Source organism: Streptomyces triticisoli (assembly GCF_003270085.1).
GTDB classification, from domain to species: domain Bacteria; phylum Actinomycetota; class Actinomycetes; order Streptomycetales; family Streptomycetaceae; genus Streptomyces; species Streptomyces triticisoli.
Window position 1 is genome coordinate 1 of sequence record NZ_QFDQ01000224.1, and the last position, 17,458, is coordinate 17,458.

19 protein-coding genes are annotated in these 17,458 nt (G+C 69.2%); 9 read left to right on the forward strand and 10 right to left on the reverse strand.

Features of this window, described 5'->3' with window-relative positions; genetic code table 11:
- Together DEP02_RS27345 and DEP02_RS27350 are read right to left on the reverse strand one after the other, a co-directional pair.
- Positions 1-389: helix-turn-helix domain-containing protein (locus tag DEP02_RS27345; protein ID WP_232839297.1), on the reverse strand; the 389-nt coding region annotated here is incomplete at its 3' end.
- A gap of 131 nt (positions 390-520) precedes the next feature.
- On the reverse strand, positions 521-865 hold the full coding sequence (locus DEP02_RS27350; protein ID WP_232839298.1) for a hypothetical protein: 345 nt from the start codon (positions 863-865) through the stop codon (positions 521-523).
- 87 nt (positions 866-952) lie between these two features.
- Here DEP02_RS27350 and DEP02_RS27355 point away from each other — a divergent pair, with 87 nt between their 5' ends.
- Positions 953-1,429 (forward strand): hypothetical protein, encoded by a 477-nt coding sequence (locus DEP02_RS27355; protein WP_232839299.1) that lies wholly within the window; start codon positions 953-955, stop codon positions 1,427-1,429.
- A gap of 85 nt (positions 1,430-1,514) precedes the next feature.
- Here DEP02_RS27355 and DEP02_RS27360 read toward each other — a convergent pair whose 3' ends face one another.
- The 4 genes from DEP02_RS27360 to DEP02_RS27375 form a co-directional block, all read right to left on the reverse strand.
- Positions 1,515-1,721, reverse strand: coding sequence for a DUF397 domain-containing protein (locus DEP02_RS27360; RefSeq protein ID WP_112470357.1), 207 nt, complete (start codon positions 1,719-1,721; stop codon positions 1,515-1,517).
- A complete protein-coding gene (locus tag DEP02_RS27365) occupies positions 1,718-2,542 on the reverse strand; it encodes a helix-turn-helix domain-containing protein (RefSeq protein ID WP_112470358.1) in 825 nt (274 codons plus the stop codon). The genes DEP02_RS27360 and DEP02_RS27365 overlap by 4 nt, the downstream gene beginning before the upstream one ends.
- 492 nt (positions 2,543-3,034) lie before the next feature.
- Positions 3,035-3,373, reverse strand: a complete 339-nt coding sequence (locus DEP02_RS27370) for a YciI family protein (RefSeq protein WP_112470359.1) — start codon at positions 3,371-3,373, stop codon at positions 3,035-3,037.
- Positions 3,374-3,936: 563 nt separating this feature from the next.
- A complete protein-coding gene (locus DEP02_RS27375; protein WP_112470360.1) occupies positions 3,937-5,487 on the reverse strand; it encodes an FG-GAP-like repeat-containing protein in 1,551 nt (516 codons plus the stop codon).
- A gap of 464 nt (positions 5,488-5,951) precedes the next feature.
- On the opposite strand from DEP02_RS27375, the gene DEP02_RS27380 reads away from it, so the two are divergent.
- Entirely contained in the window at positions 5,952-6,452 is a 501-nt protein-coding gene (locus tag DEP02_RS27380; RefSeq protein WP_438947803.1) for an ATP-binding protein, read from the forward strand.
- A gap of 239 nt (positions 6,453-6,691) precedes the next feature.
- Here the strand turns inward: DEP02_RS27380 and DEP02_RS27385 are convergent, their stop codons facing one another.
- Positions 6,692-7,747, reverse strand: coding sequence for a M14 family zinc carboxypeptidase (locus DEP02_RS27385; RefSeq protein ID WP_112470361.1), 1,056 nt, complete (start codon positions 7,745-7,747; stop codon positions 6,692-6,694).
- A gap of 338 nt (positions 7,748-8,085) precedes the next feature.
- Here DEP02_RS27385 and DEP02_RS27390 point away from each other — a divergent pair, with 338 nt between their 5' ends.
- The gene (locus tag DEP02_RS27390; protein WP_112470362.1) at positions 8,086-9,279 is read left to right on the forward strand and encodes a M14 family zinc carboxypeptidase; all 1,194 of its coding nucleotides are present in this window, start codon (positions 8,086-8,088) and stop codon (positions 9,277-9,279) included.
- 248 nt (positions 9,280-9,527) lie between these two features.
- On the opposite strand, the gene DEP02_RS27395 is transcribed toward DEP02_RS27390, so the two are convergent.
- Entirely contained in the window at positions 9,528-9,689 is a 162-nt protein-coding gene (locus DEP02_RS27395) for a transposase (protein ID WP_438947805.1), read from the reverse strand.
- Between the two features lie 308 nt (positions 9,690-9,997).
- Here DEP02_RS27395 and DEP02_RS27400 point away from each other — a divergent pair, with 308 nt between their 5' ends.
- Positions 9,998-10,810, forward strand: a complete 813-nt coding sequence (locus DEP02_RS27400) for a M23 family metallopeptidase (protein WP_112470363.1) — start codon at positions 9,998-10,000, stop codon at positions 10,808-10,810.
- 604 nt (positions 10,811-11,414) lie between these two features.
- On the opposite strand, the gene DEP02_RS27410 is transcribed toward DEP02_RS27400, so the two are convergent.
- On the reverse strand, positions 11,415-11,669 hold the full coding sequence (locus tag DEP02_RS27410; protein WP_112470365.1) for a hypothetical protein: 255 nt from the start codon (positions 11,667-11,669) through the stop codon (positions 11,415-11,417).
- A gap of 372 nt (positions 11,670-12,041) precedes the next feature.
- Between DEP02_RS27410 and DEP02_RS27415 the strand changes: the two genes are divergently transcribed.
- Entirely contained in the window at positions 12,042-12,551 is a 510-nt protein-coding gene (locus tag DEP02_RS27415; RefSeq protein ID WP_112470366.1) for a hypothetical protein, read from the forward strand.
- 290 nt (positions 12,552-12,841) lie between these two features.
- Here DEP02_RS27415 and deoC read toward each other — a convergent pair whose 3' ends face one another.
- Positions 12,842-13,597, reverse strand: a complete 756-nt coding sequence (gene deoC / locus DEP02_RS27420; RefSeq protein ID WP_112470367.1) for a deoxyribose-phosphate aldolase — start codon at positions 13,595-13,597, stop codon at positions 12,842-12,844.
- 121 nt (positions 13,598-13,718) lie between these two features.
- Here deoC and DEP02_RS27425 point away from each other — a divergent pair, with 121 nt between their 5' ends.
- From DEP02_RS27425 to nhaA, 4 genes are all read left to right on the forward strand, one after another.
- On the forward strand, positions 13,719-14,462 hold the full coding sequence (locus DEP02_RS27425; RefSeq protein WP_198668616.1) for a GntR family transcriptional regulator: 744 nt from the start codon (positions 13,719-13,721) through the stop codon (positions 14,460-14,462).
- Between the two features lie 66 nt (positions 14,463-14,528).
- Positions 14,529-14,846, forward strand: coding sequence for a carboxymuconolactone decarboxylase family protein (locus DEP02_RS27430; RefSeq protein ID WP_112470369.1), 318 nt, complete (start codon positions 14,529-14,531; stop codon positions 14,844-14,846).
- Between the two features lie 229 nt (positions 14,847-15,075).
- Complete coding sequence (locus DEP02_RS27435) at positions 15,076-15,513, forward strand: GNAT family N-acetyltransferase (RefSeq protein ID WP_112470370.1); 438 nt, start codon at positions 15,076-15,078, stop codon at positions 15,511-15,513.
- 77 nt (positions 15,514-15,590) lie between these two features.
- Positions 15,591-17,414, forward strand: coding sequence for a Na+/H+ antiporter NhaA (gene nhaA / locus DEP02_RS27440; RefSeq protein ID WP_112470390.1), 1,824 nt, complete (start codon positions 15,591-15,593; stop codon positions 17,412-17,414).
- The last annotated feature ends 44 nt before the right edge of the window (positions 17,415-17,458 follow it).

Consider the following 17,458-nt stretch of genomic DNA (forward strand, 5'->3'; position numbering starts at 1 on the left):
AACCGGACTGCTGCGACAGCCCGGTGGCGGAGTCCTTTCACCCCCGCCCGGTCTTCAAGCGCCTCGTGGCGCACGGTGCCGTCCAGGATCACGAAGGCCTTGCGGGAAGCGGCCCGCACGGCCTCGGCAAGGCCGGGAGCCAGCGCGGCCAGCATCTCGACGGCCTCGGTCACGTACCGGTAGACGGTGCTGACGCCGATGCCGAACCCGGCTGCGAGCTGGGTGTAGGTGTGGCCGCACCGCAGGTGGGCCAGGACCAGCAGGGCCTGCCGGTCCGTTCCGAGCCGGCGCCACCGTGTTCCCCGTTCACGTCGCAGGGCGGTCAGCTTCCCGGCCAGGAACCGCAGGGCTGCACTGGACAGATCGAGACCAGATGGGTAGACAAGCACACGAAGCTCCGGGCGGACAGGTTGATCTTGGACGACAACCCATCTACCAGGAGCTTTACTTCGTAACGCGCGCGGTGTCCCACCCCGGTTCAACCTGGCCCCTGGAAGGTGCCTGAGGCTCAGTGTGGGCCTCAGGCTGCAGGCAGCGGAAGCGCTATGTGTCGCCCCAGTCCGAACTCCTCGGCCTCGTCGTCACTGACGACCGCGAAAGTGCCCGCAGGGACTCCGGGCAGCGTGGCCACGTGGGACGCCACCGCCAGCAGTTCCTCTTCACCGGCTCCGGCGACGAAGAAGACGTAAGCGTCCTCGTGTTCCTCTCCGTCTTCGAAGGCCTCTACGTCACCTTGGCCTTCGAGGTCGGACAGGAAGTCCTCAATCTCCTCGATCCATGGAAACGGGTAGGCGCCTTCCGGCAGATTTGGAGTCGGCAGCAACGGCACGTGGATCTCAACAACCATGGTGGGCACGGCGCCCATCCTGCTCCTCGCGCCTCCCCCCGGCTCAGCCGGGGGGGGCGTCTCCGTGCCGCCGGTACTCATCTTGATACCTATCGTCGCGATCTGATGCTCGCACGCAGCATGGGCCTCACCGCCACGTACAACCTGGTTCATGATCCCGACTGCCAGGACCAGGGCATCGTCGAACTCCGTCGAATCCACGAGGAGATCGACAAGGCGGCCATTGAGGCCTACGGATGGCACGACCTCCTGGACGACTCCGGGAAGACCCCGCCTGCCAATCCGACCCGCGAGACATTCCCGCTCGGCCACGGCTTCCACGAGACCGACCAGGGCACTCGCTACACTGTCGGCCTGCTCGCCCGAACCGAGATCATCGACCGCCTGCGCGAGCTGAACCATCAGGCATACGCCGACGAGGTTCACCTCGGCCAACACAAGGGAGTGACGGAGAAGAAGGCCAGGGAGAAGCACCCCGACCTGCCCCCGCCGTCTCCCGAAGCCATCCGGAAGCGCAAGGATCAGCTCGCCGCGCGAGGTGGGTCGGATTTCGGTGAGGGCGCCGAGGGCGCCCTGTTCTGAGCCGACGGCATAACAACGGGCTCGCTCGCGTCATCTCAAGTGACGTGAGCGAGCCCGTTGTTCTGTTCGGAAGCGCTGCTTGGCTCTACTTCGCAGCGAGCGCCAGGAAGGCAGCCCACTCGTCCTGGCCAACCCGCAGCACCGGTCCGCGACCCGCGGTCTTCGAGTCCCGCACATACACGGTGTCCAGGCCGGCGGCCACCTCTACGCAGTCGCCGCCGTCCGATCCGCTGTAGCTGCTCTTGAACCAGCGCAGCCCGTCCACGTTCTCGGCAACCTGCTCCACGCTCATGTCTCTCCAACCATCCGCTCGATGAGTCGCGCAGACTCCTCGACGTTCAAGGCCTGCGATCGCAGCTTGCCATATCGCAAGGCGAAGGCACTGACCTCTGCGGGCTCCGAGACCACGCACCCGACGCCCTGGGACTCGAAGTAGCCAAGGTGTTTGTGCTCGTGCGTCTCCACCACTACGAACGGACCGTTCTTGCCCGGATGGAACCCCCGCCCGGCAGGCATGACCTGGATCTCCACGTTGCGCAACGCGCCCACCTCCAGCAGCTGTCGCCACTGCTCGCGCATCACCTCTGGGCTGCCCACCGGATCGCGCAACGCCTCCTCGCTGATGATGAACGACAACTCGGCGAGCGGCACCCGCATGAGCAGCTTCTGCCGACTGAGCCGCGCCTCCGTGTGCTGGTCGATGATCTCCTCGCTGAGCGGCGGGCAGTGCCCGGCGAAGACGGCCCGCGCGTACGCCTCCGTCTGCAACAGCCCCGGCACCAACAGCGGGTCGTACGAGAAGCGGCTCACCACCTCCGCCTCGATCAGCGCGAAGTTACGGAAGAACCGAGGCAACTTCGCCCGGTCCACCTCATCCTGGAGCGCTTCCAGGACCCCACCCGCCTCCAGCACTCGGTCCGCCGCCACCGTGAACGCCGCCTTCGCCGGCCGCCGCCCCTGCTCCACGGAGGCGACCTGCTCCAGCGAGTAACCGATGGCGTCCCCGAGTTGCTGCTGGTTCAACCCCGACCGCTTCCGCAGAAACTGGAGCAGCACACCGTACGCCGACCACACACCCGGCAGGTCGGGCCCCTCACCCTTCGTCTTCGCCACACGACTGTTCCGCGTACCCCGTACCGCCTTCACGCTTCCACACCCTTCCGCCGTCCCGGAATGCACACCCCGCCCATCTGAATCCCCAGCGGCGCTCGACCTCACCGCCAGGACCCTGTTCAACGCGAACCACCCGAACCGGGATACGACCCCGCCCCGTACAGCGCCCGTACAAAAGCACGTACAACTCCAGCCCCAAGACCAGTGAGGTGGGGATCTTCGGGAGACGTAGGCCCCTGGAGTCCCATAGGTGACTGTTCCTGATGAAACGTCAGCGAATGAATGACCACTCCGGCATCGCGGTGCAGGAGGCGTGGAACCTGCCCGCTGCCGATACCGCCCGAGGACACCAGGCTCTGTGGTGGAGTGCCGGACCGGCCGGGGAACTCGCGGTCGTGCTGGTCCACCGGCGATATCCGGAACGCATTTCCTACGTCAAGGGGTGGCCCGGGTGGCGGCTGAGGGGCCCCAGCCGCGGCGGGTCGTCTTCGATCAGACGGTCGGGTCGGGCATGATCTCCCGGACCTCTTGCGCACAGCGGCACGCGGCAGCGATCTTGGCAGCCCACTCCAGCGCATCCTCACGCGAGGGCACGTCGACGATCGCAAACCCGCCGAGCACCGCCTTGGTCTCCGGGTACGGGCCGTCGGTGACGGTCCCGTCGGTGGCCACGACGCTTGCCTGCTGCCTTTCCAGTCCACCACCGAAGACCCACACACCGGCGTCCTGAGCCTTACGCACCACCTCGTGCGAGGCCTTGGCCACCTCGGGCAACTCCTCCTCGGGGAAGGTCATCGCGCCGTCATCGAACGAGATCAGGTACCGCGTCATATATGGCTCCCTTGGCCGTTGGCCTCCTTCGGCCGCCTCTCACCTTACGACGAACGCCTCCCTTCAGACTGGTGAGCGGCCGTACGTTTCGTAGCGAGACCGATGGCTTCTGGACACCCAAAGCCGTGGTGTTCTCCGCGGCCTCGAGGTCCGAGGCAGTCGGGCCGTGCTGACCCGCCGCGACCACAACCAGCGGACCGTCGAACTCATCCGCGCCGAGCTTGACGGCAGCACCTGGACGGTGACCGACCGCCGAAGGTTCGACGTACGAGGCGTGAGCCTTTCCAACACCCCGATCGTCCTGCCCGGAGACCCCGGACGGAACCCTACCCGGCCGCGAGCGTCACGAACGCAGCCCACTCGTCCGGGGCGACCCACAGCTCGTGGCGCGCCCGGGAAGTTCTGGGCGCCGTGGAGGGCGTGCGGGGCGTGGGGCAGGTGCGGATGCGGTGGATCGGCCATGCCCTGCGCGCGGAGGCGGGCATCGCCCGTGACGAAGCACCGCATGCCCCAGCCTCGCGGCCGGGGCATGCGGTGTCGCCGCTCCATGACGGCTGTAACGCCTAGTCGTCGATCGCCGCCCCGTACAGCGCGTCCGTCCGCAGGCCGCCGAACGCGCTCAGGCTGTAGCTCCAGGAGCCGGAGGTGGTCAGGCCCGAGCTGCCCGCGGAGAACACCCAGACGTAGCCGTCGTTCGTGTTCTCACCGGGTGCCGAGACGAGCAGGCCGAAGCGGCCGTCGCGGTTCGGGTCGGTGAAGGAGACCTGGCCGCCGAACTTGTCGCCCTTCTCGACGGTGCCCGGGACGTTCTTGGTGCCCTGGTGCACGGACAGTGCGCCGGTGGAAGTCATGCCCTTGGCCGAGCCACGCAGGACCGTGACGGCGCCCGCGTCGGCGACGGCGCCGATGTCCTCGCCCGCGACGCCGATCGCCACGTCCGCGTATCCATCGCCGTTGCTGTCGCCGACGGAGAGGTCGGTGCCGAAGCCGTCGCCCCGCTCGTTCGTGCCCGGCACGCCCGCCGAGTTCTGGGTCCACCACACGGGAGGGGTGCCCGGCCCCTCCCGGCCGGCGGGGCCGTCCGCACTGCCGTAGTAGACACCGACCATGCCGCCGGTCATGTTCTCGCCGCCGTCGTCCGGGCTGTGCGGCTCGCCGGTGACCAGGTCGTCGTAGCCGTCGCGGTTGATGTCGCCGGACGCGACGACCGGGCCGCCGCGCACCGCGGTGATCGGCAGCGGCTCTTCGTTCGACGCGGTGCCGGGCAGGATGTACGACCAGCCGTAGCCCGGCTCGTTGCCCACGCTGGTGCCGGAGACGACCAGGTCGGCGAAGCCGTTGTTGTCGTAGTCGCCCGTGGTCATCGACTTGGGCCGGATGCCCGGCGCGTTGGCGGCGGAGGCCTTGCCGAGCGTCTTCCGCGGAGGCGAGGTGAGCGTGGTGCGCGACTTCTGCACCGGCCGCCGCGCCTGCGCGTCCGCGCTCTTGGCAGTGGGTTGGGGGGCGGGCTCGAAAGTGTAGATCGTCAGCCCGACCGAGTCCATGACGGCGAGGGAGTCGCCCGGAGTGGTGCCGTCGAAGCGGGCCGCGGCGAGCGAGGCGCCGAACCTGCCGCCCGCGGTGACGTGGTCGGACTGCAGCCAGGTGCTGGCCGATCCGGTGAGGCCCTTCGGCGTGCCCCACAGGACGACCGCGGCGCCCGCGTTGGCAACGGTGCCGAGGTCCTCGCCGGGGACGCCGATGATCGCGTCGTCGTAGCCGTCGCCGTCGAGGTCGCCGGTGGCCAGCGACTTGCCGAAGCCGTCACCGGTCTCGGCGGCGCCGGGGACACCCGCGGAGTTCTGGCTGAAGGCCTTGGCCCTGGTCGTGCCGATGCCCTTGGGTCCGCCGTACTGCACGGTTACCATGCCGGCGCCCTTGCGCCCGCCGACCGTCGCCCCGGGTCCGCCGACGAGCACGTCGTCGTATCCGTCGCCGTTGAAGTCGGTGTTGCGGTCGTTGGCGTGTGTTCCGCCGGGTGTTCCGGCGTAGGCGCTCGGAGCGGTCGCGATGACCGCGCCCGTGATGAGGAGAAACGATGCCGCCGCGACGGCGGCCGAGCAGTGCTTGCGCATGAGCGGCTCCTTGGCTCAGATACGACCGGCTGGCTCGGGGCGCGGGGGGTGCCCGGACAGGTCCCGTGCCTATGTCCGGCGCCGTGTTTGACACCGCATGGGGAGGAAGGGTTGTACAGGAGGCATGTCCTTTTTGTTGAAGAAGATCACTTCTTCGTCGAGGAGATCTCTTCGAGTCGGGTATCCGGGGCGAGAACGGCCCGCGTGCCCCGCACCGCCTTCACGCTCCCACGCGCTTCCGTCCCCTGAGTTGCCACCCCGCCCACTACCCACGGCCACGCTCGGTCACCCGCACGCCACCGGGACCATGTCCAACGCGACCCGCAGGAACGAGGGCACGACGTGTGGCCCGTACAAGCCCCCGTACAACAAGGGCACCAGCGCACCGCCCCGGCCGTACGACAGGCCCGACGTACGGCCGACGTACCTGGTCAGCGACACACCCACCCGCCCACGCTGGCCTAGTGACACAGCATCAGTTCATCGACGAGGCGAAACCAACGCCATCCCACACCCCCGCCACCCACCACTTGACCCTGCGCTTCAGCAGCACCAGACACGGCGCCCGGCTGGCCCGGCACCTCGCCGTCCAGCAGTTCACCGAGTGGACCGGCCTTCCGCACGACGCCGAACCCGCCCGAACCCTCGCTCTCGTCACGGCCGAGCTGGCGTCCAACGCGATCCGTCACGGCAGCCTCCCCGGCCGCGACTTCCGGCTGACGCTGCTCCTCCTGCCGCACGGCCTGCGGATCGAGGTGACGGACACCCGCCCCGAGCGCCTGCCCCCGCCCCCCACCGCCCCGTCCTCGCCCGCTGACGCGACGTCGGGCCGTGGCCTCCTGCTCGTCGAGGCATACGCGGACCGCTGGGGCTGCACCGCCCACGACGCGTACACCAAAACCGTCTGGGCCGAGGTCTCTCTTTCGAGGGCGTTTGAAGTAGGTGTATTGCCGCTCACGCCCTAGTTGTTGCCGGCCATGGCGTTGGTGACGCTCGTGCGGAGGTGTGAGGCCGGTGGTAGTTGTAATGGACATTCGAGACCGCGATCGCCCGGGCTCGCTCTGCTTCAGCCAGTGCCGCATCAGGCAACGTTCGCCCATCCATGTTTGAAATGCATCCTGGAGGGCCTGCCGGGCGGCGGAATCCCCGGGTCACCGCCCTCCGAGGGGCGGTGACCCGGGGATTCACCGCGGTGGTGCCGTCGTCAGCAGGTGTTGCACTGCCGGGGGAGAGTGTCCCAGAAGGAGGTGTCCGCCTGGTCGATCGAGCCGTCGGCGACCGCCTGGATGGTGGCCTCCATGGTGAGCACCGACTGCCTGATCAGGTAGCCGTTGGACTTCTGGCCCAGTACGTACGGTGCGTACTCGTGGTCGCTCATCCCACGCATCTCGAACAGCAGCGTGGCGATGCCGTACTCGGCCGCCATGCCGTTACGGCCGATGGTGTTGGCCGAGCCCCCGTCGTACCGGCCGATGTGGCCCCAGCCGGTGCGGTTGACGTTGTGGTACACCACGGAGCCGAGCCGCTTGGACTTCTCGACCAGTTCGGGCGAGACGTCCGGGGTCGTCGGGTACAGGATCGAACCGGACACCAGTTTCCCGTTCACGCGGGACTGGGTGCCCTGGTGGTGCATGTCGATCGCGTAGTCCACGTCGTAGGCGCGCAGCACGTTCTCGTGCAGGGCCTGCGTCTCGGGCTGCTCCTTGGCCACGTGGTCGCGGTTGAGGTCGACCTCGTTGGCGTTGTAGCGGGTCAGGTGGCGCTCGCCTTTGGCGAGGTAGCCGTCGAGGGGGAAGTTCACGTCGCCCATTGCGCCGTCGGCGTTGAACATCGGGATGAGGAGGATGTTCACGTCCTTGAGCAGCGAGGCCTTGGACGGCGAGCCCAGGGACTTGATGGTGTGCAGCATGGCCTCGGTGGTCAGCTGCTCGTTGCCGTGCTGCTGCGCCAGGTACAGGATCGTCGGGTTGTCCGGGTCGCTGACGTACTTGACCAGGTGGATGTCGCGGCCCTTGACGGTCTGCCCGATCACCTCGAGCTCCATGGCGTCCTGCTTGGCGTCCTGGTCCTTCAAGAAGCGGGCCACGTCGTCGTAGGTGGACAGGATCGAGGTGTTGATCGTCTCGTTGCCCTGGTAGTCGGGGCCTTCCCCGACCGCGGCGGCGGTGCCGGTGAACAGGGCACCGGTCAGCAGGAGTGCGCCGGTGAGGGCGGCGGTAGCAGTACGTGCGGATCTGGCGAAACCACTGGACCTACGCAAGTGTTTCTCCCTGATGTCGCGAGCAGCGCCTGACGGCGGGCGAGCCTATGAGTACCGTGAAAGGTCCACAAGCCTGCCCGATCCGCGGGCCAGCGTAAGGGGCTGTGATCACTCGCGTCACCCGTCAACGCCCTTGTGTCCAAGCGGCGTTACTGCAGATGAGAGCATTTGGCGAGAAAATATCGCGAAGTGCATGGCCGTTGCAGGCAGGACGGCCGCCCGCCGGGCCAGGCGCGTAAGTGACAGGAGTAAAGCCCCGTTCACAGATGTCTCTCGGCCGCCTAGGGTGGCGCACGCCACCCCCTCGGAAGTGCCTTACGACACCTGAGGAGCAGTGAATGTCCGCTCGGAGATGGGTCGCCACACTGGCGAGCACCGCCCTGATCGCCGGCCTCTCCACCGTCGCCGCCGGCGCCACCGCCAACCCCACCGCCGGCGCGATCCCGCCGGTGTCCCACTGCGGCACCGAGGCCTCCGGCTCCGGCAACGAAGGCTTCGTCGACTACGCGCAACTGACCACCGCTCTCCAGCAGCTGGAGACCAGCACCGGCGGCACCGTCGACGTGGAGGTGGCCGGGTACTCCAACCAGGGTCGCGCCATCCACACCGCGCGCGTCGGCGAGGGCGACAAGGTCGTGTACGTGCAGACGCAGATCCACGGCAATGAGATGCACGGCACCGAGGCGGCCCTGGAGCTGCTCAAGCAGTGGGGCTCCAACAGCCCGGCGGCCAAGGAGCTGCGGAAGAAGGTGACCGTGGTGGTCATCCCCCGGCTGAACGTCGACGGAGGCGAGCTCGACCAGCGGCAGAACGACATGACCTGGGACGAGGTCGTCGCCGACTTGCCGCAGCTGGCGGGTGCGTCCCCGGCGTGGAACTACAACTCCCGGGTCGGCGGCTTCGACGTCAACCGTGACTTCCACCCGAACCTGGACTACGTTCCCGCTGCTGAGGACTTCCCGGGCAACAGCGCCGACACCGGCTGGTACATCACTCCCGAGGCGCGGACCTCCCGCGATGTCTACCGTTCGCTGGAGCAGGAGTTCGGCACCGTTGACTACTTCGTCGACCTGCACAACCAGTGGTCCTGCTACGCCACCGATGACATGGAGAGCATGTCGCCGCTGTCCATCTCGGCCAAGTTCATCGACGACCCGGCCGAGTTCGGCAACTGGCCCAAGTTCGACATGGACGCCTCCAAGCGGGCCAACGTCGCCGTCTACCAGGCGCTCCAGGAGCGGGGCAAGTCCTCCTACGGCGACCTGACCCTCTACCCCCAGTCCATCAACCTGCCGGGCACCGCGCTCGGTTCGTACCAGCTGCGCGGCTCTGCGGCGATTCTCTTCGAGACGTCCTCGCAGACCCAGTACGACGGCATGAAGCGCAACGGCATGCTCGCCAAGATGGTCGAGACCGGGCTCGGCGGCCTGGTCGACGCCGTCGCGGACGGCTCGGTGAACTCCCTCGACACGGGCGTCTACGATGCCATCCCGAAGCGCGTCACGCTGCCTTCCGACGGCCCCGGCGTCTGACGGAGCGGACGGCCCGCGGCATCGCCCGGCGATCCGGCTCTCCCCCGGCACCGCACCGACGCTTCGGTCCGGAGCCAGGGGGGAGCTTCGGGGCCCCGAAGTCTGCTCCTCGGCCGTGCCGACGCGGAGGCAGTGGCGGCCTGGGCCAACGCTCGCCGGGACACCAAGCCGGTGACATGGTTCGCTGCTGCCCTGGCGGAGTGGGACGGCCTGAAAGAACACCGGCTCCCGAGCTGATCCCTCGTCTCTCACCCACCTGCACCGCGGAGATGGGGAAGGCAGATGTTGCTGCACGCCAGTTCCAGCAGACTTTGGTGGAGGCCGGCTCGGCGTTCACAGCGGAGGCGGAGGCGTTTGAACTGGTGGAGCCGGCCGAAGGTCCGCTCCACGACCCAGCGGGTCCTGCCCAGGCCGGAACCATGGGCGGTGCCGCGCCGAGATGAACCAGCACTTCATCACCTGGGAGCAGGACACCGGCACGGCCGCGCCGGTCTGACAACGGCCATCCGCCGGGGGCCGTAGTGGAACCGGGGCGCCGCCCCGCATCTGCGGTGGGTGGACGACGCCTCCTGCCCCGGGCTGCGGGGACCGGTGGCGCCGGCGTGCTCCGGGGGACTTTCCCGAGGGTCTGTTGTGAACGCATCAAGTTGCGGCATTCTGGGCCCGTCCGCGTACGCGGAGGTCAGTCCTCCATGCACTTCGTAGTTCGGAGACAGCATTGAGATCGATACGCATTGCCCTGCTGGGCCTCGTGGCACTCGTGGGCGGCTTGCTCGCGGCGACGCCCGCGCAGGCGGCGCCCCTCTTCAAAGCTCCCTTCGCCTGTGGCCAGAAGTGGACGTACAGTCACCACTCGGCCGAGGTCCGGGAGGCGCTGGACTTCATCCGCAGTGACGGCGGCACCACCAGCGGCTCGCCCGTGCTCGCCTCGGCCGCCGGAACCGCCACCCGGCACTATCAGGCGAACGGCGCCGGCAACTACATCAAGATCGACCATGGCGGCGGCTGGCAGACGTACTACTTCCACCTGAGCGCCTTCAGTGTCGCCGACGGCACCTACGTCGCACAGGGCCGGCAGATCGGAACCACCGGGAGCACCGGCAACTCCAGCGGCGCGCACATCCACTACGAGCAGCTCTACAACGGCGTCGGCCAGAAGATCAAGATCAACGGAACCCAGCTCGCCTACCCCAGCTCGTACGGCAGCTACCACCTGACCAGCGACAACGGCTGCAGCACCAGCAAGTACTGGGTCGACACCTTCGCCAACGCCACGGGCTACGCGCAGTCGAACACCAACGACCCGCAGGGCGTGCTGTACGCGGGCACCAACTACGTGTACTGCAAGGTGTGGGGCCAGAAGATCAGCGGCGCGAACGGCACCTACAACCACTGGTGGCTGAAGACGGACCTCGACGTCACCTACGCGGGCAAGAACGGGCGTGGAGCGTACGTCTCCGCGTACTACCTGTCGCGCTGGGGCAACGACGAAGCGCGTGACAACAACGGCACCGTGATCCCGAACTGCTGACGCGACATCACTGAACGTGCCGGGCCCGGCCGCTCCCTCGTGAGCGACCGGGCCCGGTGCGCGGGGCGTCAGCCCGGCACTGTCACGTTGGCCGACGCGTGGGGTGACCTCGGGGTTGGCCGTGCGGGGGAGGGGATCACCGCGGAGAGTACGCCGCCGTTGCGCAAGGGGCACCGGTACCCGGCCGAGGTGATCGCGCATCGCGTGTGGCTGTGCCATCCGCATCGCGCAGCTGCTCCAAGTCGTCTACGGAGTCCCGGTCCACGTGCAACCCTTCGAGCAGTTGCTCGGCCCAGGTGAGGAGCTCGGCGGGCGTGAGCATGTAAAGGTGTGCACCGGTTTGCTCTCGCAGCTCCACGACGAGCTTGGCCCTCGGCCGGGCCTGAACGTCCACGAGCCCAAGTGCCCCGCGCACGAAGGGGCGGAAGCGCACACCAGATTTCCAGTAGGTAGTTGTGAACTCAGTGCACGAACTGCATGCTGGGCCGTCAGATGCCGCCGAGCGATATCCGTTTCGCCACCGGTGGAGCACCTTGCCGGGCTTGACCGGTGGGCAACGGACCGTGCCCGTGTCCGCACGACGGGCTGAACGACCACCTCGACCTCATCCGGCAGCGACCCGCCGCCGCGGGCTCCGCTGGAGCGGCCCGACAGCAGATCCGGCACCCCCCTCGCCCGCCCGCCACCGCCCGAGCCGCACGTACACCTGGCGTCGGGAGACCTGCAGCCTCGCGGCGGCTTCGTCCGCCTCCGCCGGTCCCACCGTGTCCTTCGCGGCGAACGGCCCGATCACCTCGGCCTGCCGCACCGCGGTATCCCACACCCGCACGGGCGCGGTCAGCACTCCACGCTCGGCCACTGGCCCATCCGCCACCCGGAAACCCTCCGCGGCGCAGGCGGCTTCGGGGTGCCCGGAGAGCTCACAGTCCCTTGCACTCGGCGGCAAGCCTCCAGCTCATCCATGCATACGGCTGTGGACATTCACATTCCGGGCCTCACTCCCCAGGCAGTTCAGTGCCTGCATGGCCTCGCGCTCCATGGGTGAAAGATCGCGCAGGACGGTTCCCGCCTGTACGAGGCACTGCGCATCACCTGATTCGCCGGCCGCGCGCGGTGGGGATCATGGTGCGCCGGAGTGCCACTACGCGCCCTTTCGCAGAGGGATGCCGTAAATGCCCGACGGGTAGTGATTCGGGCGTAACTGAACCGTTCAGGAAAGGAGCCACTGCTCATGAGGTCACGTACGGCCCGTCCCGCCGCACTCGCCGCTTCGGCCGCACTGCTCGCCGGAGGCCTGCTGGTGGCGACCGTACCCGCCGCCACCGCCGCACCCGCGAAGTACTCGCATGCGGCCGCCGCGCAGCAGTTGAAGCGGGCGGGCATCACCTGGACCTCGTCGGGCGGGTGCAGCAACCGGAACAACAGCAAGTGCACTTCCTTCGAGCAGATCAACAAGAGCACGGTCGCCGGGGTGATCGACTTCAAGAAGGTGAGCAAGTGCGCCGTGACCCTCACCGCGGGAACGGAGAGGGGTATTCACCGACCGGGCCGGTACAGCCATGAGAACGGCTACAAGGTCGACATCAGGTTGACGCCGTGCGTGAACTCGTACATCACCCGCACGTTCCGCTACGTGGGCGAGCGCGGTGACCGTGCGAAGCAATACAAGTCGCCGTCGGGGAACATCTACGCCCGCGAGGGCTCGCACTGGGACGTCACTTACTACCGCGGCAGCCGCTGACGCGGAACGGCGGTTCCGCCATCACCGACCGGTGGGGGCATCGACGTTCGGCGTAGTGCTCCTCCAACAGGTGGGGCATCGGGCCCTCGTGGGGCGGGACATGAAGGCCGAGCCGCCTCAGTCCGGTGCTCAGTCGGCCGTACTGAAGGGGCTCGGCCCCCTCCCCAGATGCCGGGCGACGCGTCGCGAGCCTGCGTCCCGTTCCTGCCGATGGGCAGCGTACGAGACGAGTGCGGTCCATGGAGCCAAGGCAGCTCCCAGGGGTGCAGTCCGGGAACCCCGGTGCACGCTCAGTACCCGGTGGTCGCGTCGTCGTCCGTCAGGGGCGCGGTGCCGGCGAGGCGGCCCCGGAGGTCGTCGAGGATGGTGGCGGTGGCGGTCGCGCCGAAGCGGGTGGCGCCCAGGTGGTGCAGTTCCAGCAGGGCGTCGAGGGTGCGCACACCGCCCGCGGCCTTGACGTGGACGTGCGGCGAGACGGTGCGCCGCATCAGGGCGATGTCGGCGGCCGTCGCCCCGCCCGGGGCGAACCCGGTGCTGGTCTTCACGAAGGCCGCTCCCGCCGCCTCGGCCGCGCGGTACCCGGCGACTTTCTGCTCGTCGTCCAGGTAAGCGTTCTCGAAGATGACCTTGACCGTGCGGCCCTCTGCCGCCCGCACGACCGCGGCGATCTCGTCCTGGGTGTAAGCGACGTCGCCGCCGCGCAGGCGGCCGATGTCGATGACCATGTCGATCTCCTGCGCGCCCAGGGCGACCAGTTCGGCGGTCTCGGACACCTTGGCCGCCGTGGTCGCCCCGCCGTGCGGGAAGCCGACCACGCTGCCGACCGCGACCCCGCTGCCCGCGAGCACCGCCACGGCGGCCGTGACATCGGCCGGACGCACGCACACCGAGGCCGTGCGGTACTTCGACGCGGTCTCCAGGCCGGCGGCGACCTCGGCCGGGGTCAGCTCCGGCCGCAGCAGCGAGTGGTCGATCATCTTCGCCGCTTCCTCGGGCGTGGGCAGCGGACCGTCCCAGCGCGGGGCGGCGATCGAGGTGACGGACATGGTTTTCCTTCCAGCCCTGTATGATCTGTCTAGACAGCCTATACAGGCGAGGGCGGCGATGTCGACGGGCGTCACGCCGGAGCCCGCGACCCGCACCGACCCGGGAGGAACAGCACCCGCCATGCCCGCACCGCAGCCGCTGTACGAACGCATCGAGAAGCAGTTGCGCCGACGCCTCGCCGCGGCCACCGACGGAGCCCCGTTCCCCTCGGAGCCACGCCTGGCCGCGGAGTTCGGCGTCTCCCGGATGACGGTGCGGGCAGCCCTGGCCGGGCTGGAACGCGACGGCCTGCTGGAACGCGTGCCCGGCCGGGGCAGTTTCGTACGCAGGGCCGCCGCCGCCCGCCCGGTCGGAACCCTTCTGAGCTTCCACGACCAGGCCCTCGCGGCCGGGGTGACACCCCGCTCACACGTCCTGCAGGCCGGTGTGCGCCCCGCCTCTCCCCAAGAAGCCGCCGCGCTCTACCCCGCCGCCCCCACCCAGGACGCCGCTGTGGTCGGGATCAGCCGCATCCGGCTCTTCGACGACCTGCCCGTCGCCGTCGAACACGCCGCCTTCCCCGCCGCCCTCGACGCCCTGCTCACCGCGGACCTGGAGACCGGCTCCCTGCACAACGCACTGCGCCGCCTCGGCCTGCACCCGACCCTCGGCTGCTCCGTCCTCACCGCACGCACGGCCGGCGAGGACGCACCCGAACTCGGCGTCGACGCCGCCACCCCGATGTTCGTCGAGACGCGATCCATCGTCGACCAGCACGGCGCCCCCCTGGAACACACGGTCAGTTCCTACGTGGCACACCGCTACGCGCTCCAGGTCGACTTCTCCGTCGCCCACCGGGAAGGACGAGACACTCGGGACAGATGAGAGAATCGGCGGAAAGGGAACAGTCCTCGAGGGACCCGGTGGGCATGCAAGGAGAGGTCGTCTGAGATGAGCGGACCGGTCAGCACCGCTGAGGCCCCCGCCGGCCGGGCCGGGACCGGCCGTCTGGAGCCGCCGTGCCGGACCGAGGCCGCCAAGGCCGTGCGCAAGGCCGTCCGCAGGGGCGCCCGCGACGCAGGCCCGGACCGGACCCTGACCGAACCGGTCGACATCCGCGCGTTACAGATCAACGGCTGTGGTCCCTGCCCGGACGTTCATGTGCGCGCCGCAGTCAAGGTCGGAGAGTCCCTCGGCGCATCGCCGTTCTGCCCGCCTGTCGTGACACCGGCCTGTCCGTCCCGGACGAACGCCCCGCTGTGGTTCTGACCGCGCCTCTCACCGTCCTCCCGACCCCCCTACCCAGGAGCAGGATCAGGAGCAGGACCACGCCGAAGCCACCCAGTACCTGACGCTCGCGCAGACCTCGGCCGTGGCCTGGGCCGTCATCACCGTCCATGCCGTCAACCGCGTGCCGTCGTCAGCCGTCACCCCGTGCCCAGCCGGGCGATCGCCGCACCCCCGCGGTCCGCCCGAAGAGCCCGCAGGAGGATCACGCATGACCACCACCGTCCGCGACAGTCCCGAGCAGCGCCGTTACGAGATCCACGAGGGGCGGGCCCCGGCGGGTTTCTCCGACTACGGGATCACCGGCCGGAAGAACGCTTCCACGCACACCTCCACGTACGCCGAGACCCTCCCGGACTTCTCCGGCCGAGGACCGGCCCGGCAACCGGTCGTCGCCGGGACGGAGGACGCCCGCAGGACCACCACCCAGGACTCCGGGGCGTATGGCGGACCTCGTCCCAGAGAAAGAGCGGCACCACTTCGCCCTCCCCGGGACGGCGACGGCGTGACCACGACACGGCGCCGGGGCAACCACACTTCCCCGGGCACCCCCGCGGCCCGAGACCTCCGCTGCGGAAGGCAGCAGGCGATCCACCACCGGAGCGGAGGCACAAGGGGCATGTACGGGAACAGCGGGACGGCACGGTGACGACGGTGATACGGAAGAACGACACGCTGAAGAACGACGCCCAGGCCTCCCAGACCCCGGTCAGGAGGCGCTCGCTGGTGGCCCAGCTCGCCGACCCGGTGCGTGCCTTCCTGACGACCGAGGCAGGCAGCGTCGGCCTGCTCCTGGCCGCTGTCGTGGTGGCCCTGGTGTGGGCGAACTCGCCCTGGTCGGACGCGTACACATCGCTGTGGGCGACCGACGCCTCGTTCTCGGTCGGCGGGGCCAGTCTGTCCATGGACCTGGGGCGCTGGGTCAGTGACGGCCTGATGGCCCTGTTCTTCTTCGTCATCGGCCTGGAGGTCCGTTACGAGGTCTCCGTGGGCGTGCTGACCGACCGTCAGCGCGTCGTGATCCCGGCCCTGGCCGGGGTCGGCAGCATGCTCGTCCCCGCGCTGCTGTACCTGGCGATCGCACCCGGGGGCGAGGCCGCCAGAGGGTGGGGCATCGTCATCGGCACCGACACGGCGTTCATGCTGGGGGCGCTCACCCTGGTCGGCCCCCGGTTCTCCACGCAACTGCGTGTCTTCCTGCTGGCCATCACCGTCATCGACGACATCGTGGCCGTCGCCGTGATCGGCCTGCTCTTCTCGGAGACGATCCGCCTGGCACCACTGCTGAGCGCGTTCGCCCTGTGCGCGGTCCTGGCCGGGCTGACCCGCCTGGGCGTCTGGCGCGCGGCCCCGTACGTGCTGATCAGTCTCGCGCTGTGGCTCGCCACGCTCCAATCCGGCCTCCACGCCTCCATCGCCGGCATGATCGGCGGTCTGCTCATCCCCGCCCACACCCCCACGCGCCAGGCGGTGGAGCGGGCCACCCGGCTCTTCCGGGCCTTCCGCCAGTCCCCCCGGGCGGACGTGGGTCTGTCGGCACGCAGGGGACTGAAACGCGCCGTCTCCGTCAACGAGCGGCTGCAGATGGTGCTCCACCCCTGGGCGAGTTACGTCGTCGTCCCGGTGTTCGCCCTGGCCAGCGCCGGCGTCGACCTGCGCGGTGGTGTCCTCGCCGACGCCCTGACCTCCCCGCTCGCCTGGGCCGTCGTCATCGGCCTCGTCGTCGGCAAATTCCTGGGGCTCGGAGGGGGCGCCCTGCTCGGCGTCCGCCTCGGCCTGGGCAAGCTCCCGCGGGGTGTCGGCCCGGGCCACGTCCTGGGCGGCGGCGTGCTGTCCGGGATCGGCTTCACCGTCTCCCTGCTGATCATCGGACTCGCCTTCGGGGACCCGGTCCTGCGCGCCCAGGCGACCGTCGGCGTCCTGCTGGCGGCCGTGCTCTCCACGGTCCTGGGATGGCTGACGTTCCGCCTGGCCGCGGTTCTGCGCGGCGAGACGGACGCCGACCTGCCCCGTGTCCTCGACCGCCCCGTCGACCCGGCCACCGACCACGTCAAGGGTCCCGTGGACGCACCACTGACCCTGGTGGAGTACGGCGACTACGAATGTCCCTTCTGCGCCCATGCCACCGGTGTCGCCCAGGAACTGCGTCAGCGATTCGGCGACCGGCTCCGCTATGTCTTCCGTCACCTGCCGCTTCCCGACGTGCACGAACACGCCGAACTCGCCGCCCGGGCGGCGGTCGCCGCGGACGCGCAGGGGCGCTTCTGGCAGATGCACGACCTGCTGTTCACCCACCAGAGCGAGCTCGAGTTCGACGACATCGTCGGCTATGCCGCCCAGGCCGGACTCGACATCGAGCCGTTCCTGCGGGACCTCGATTCCGAGGAGACGGCCGCCCGGGTCCGGGCCGACGTCGCCAGCGCCGAGGCGAGCGGGGCCGGCGGCGCCCCGACCTTCTTCATCGGCGACCGCCGACACATCGGACCCTCCGACGCGGCGACCCTCGCCCGCGCACTCGAGGCATCCGACCCCCACGCCCATCCGTCATGACCGCACCGTCCCCCGTTCAGGTTCTTCGCGGCCCGCGGGATGCC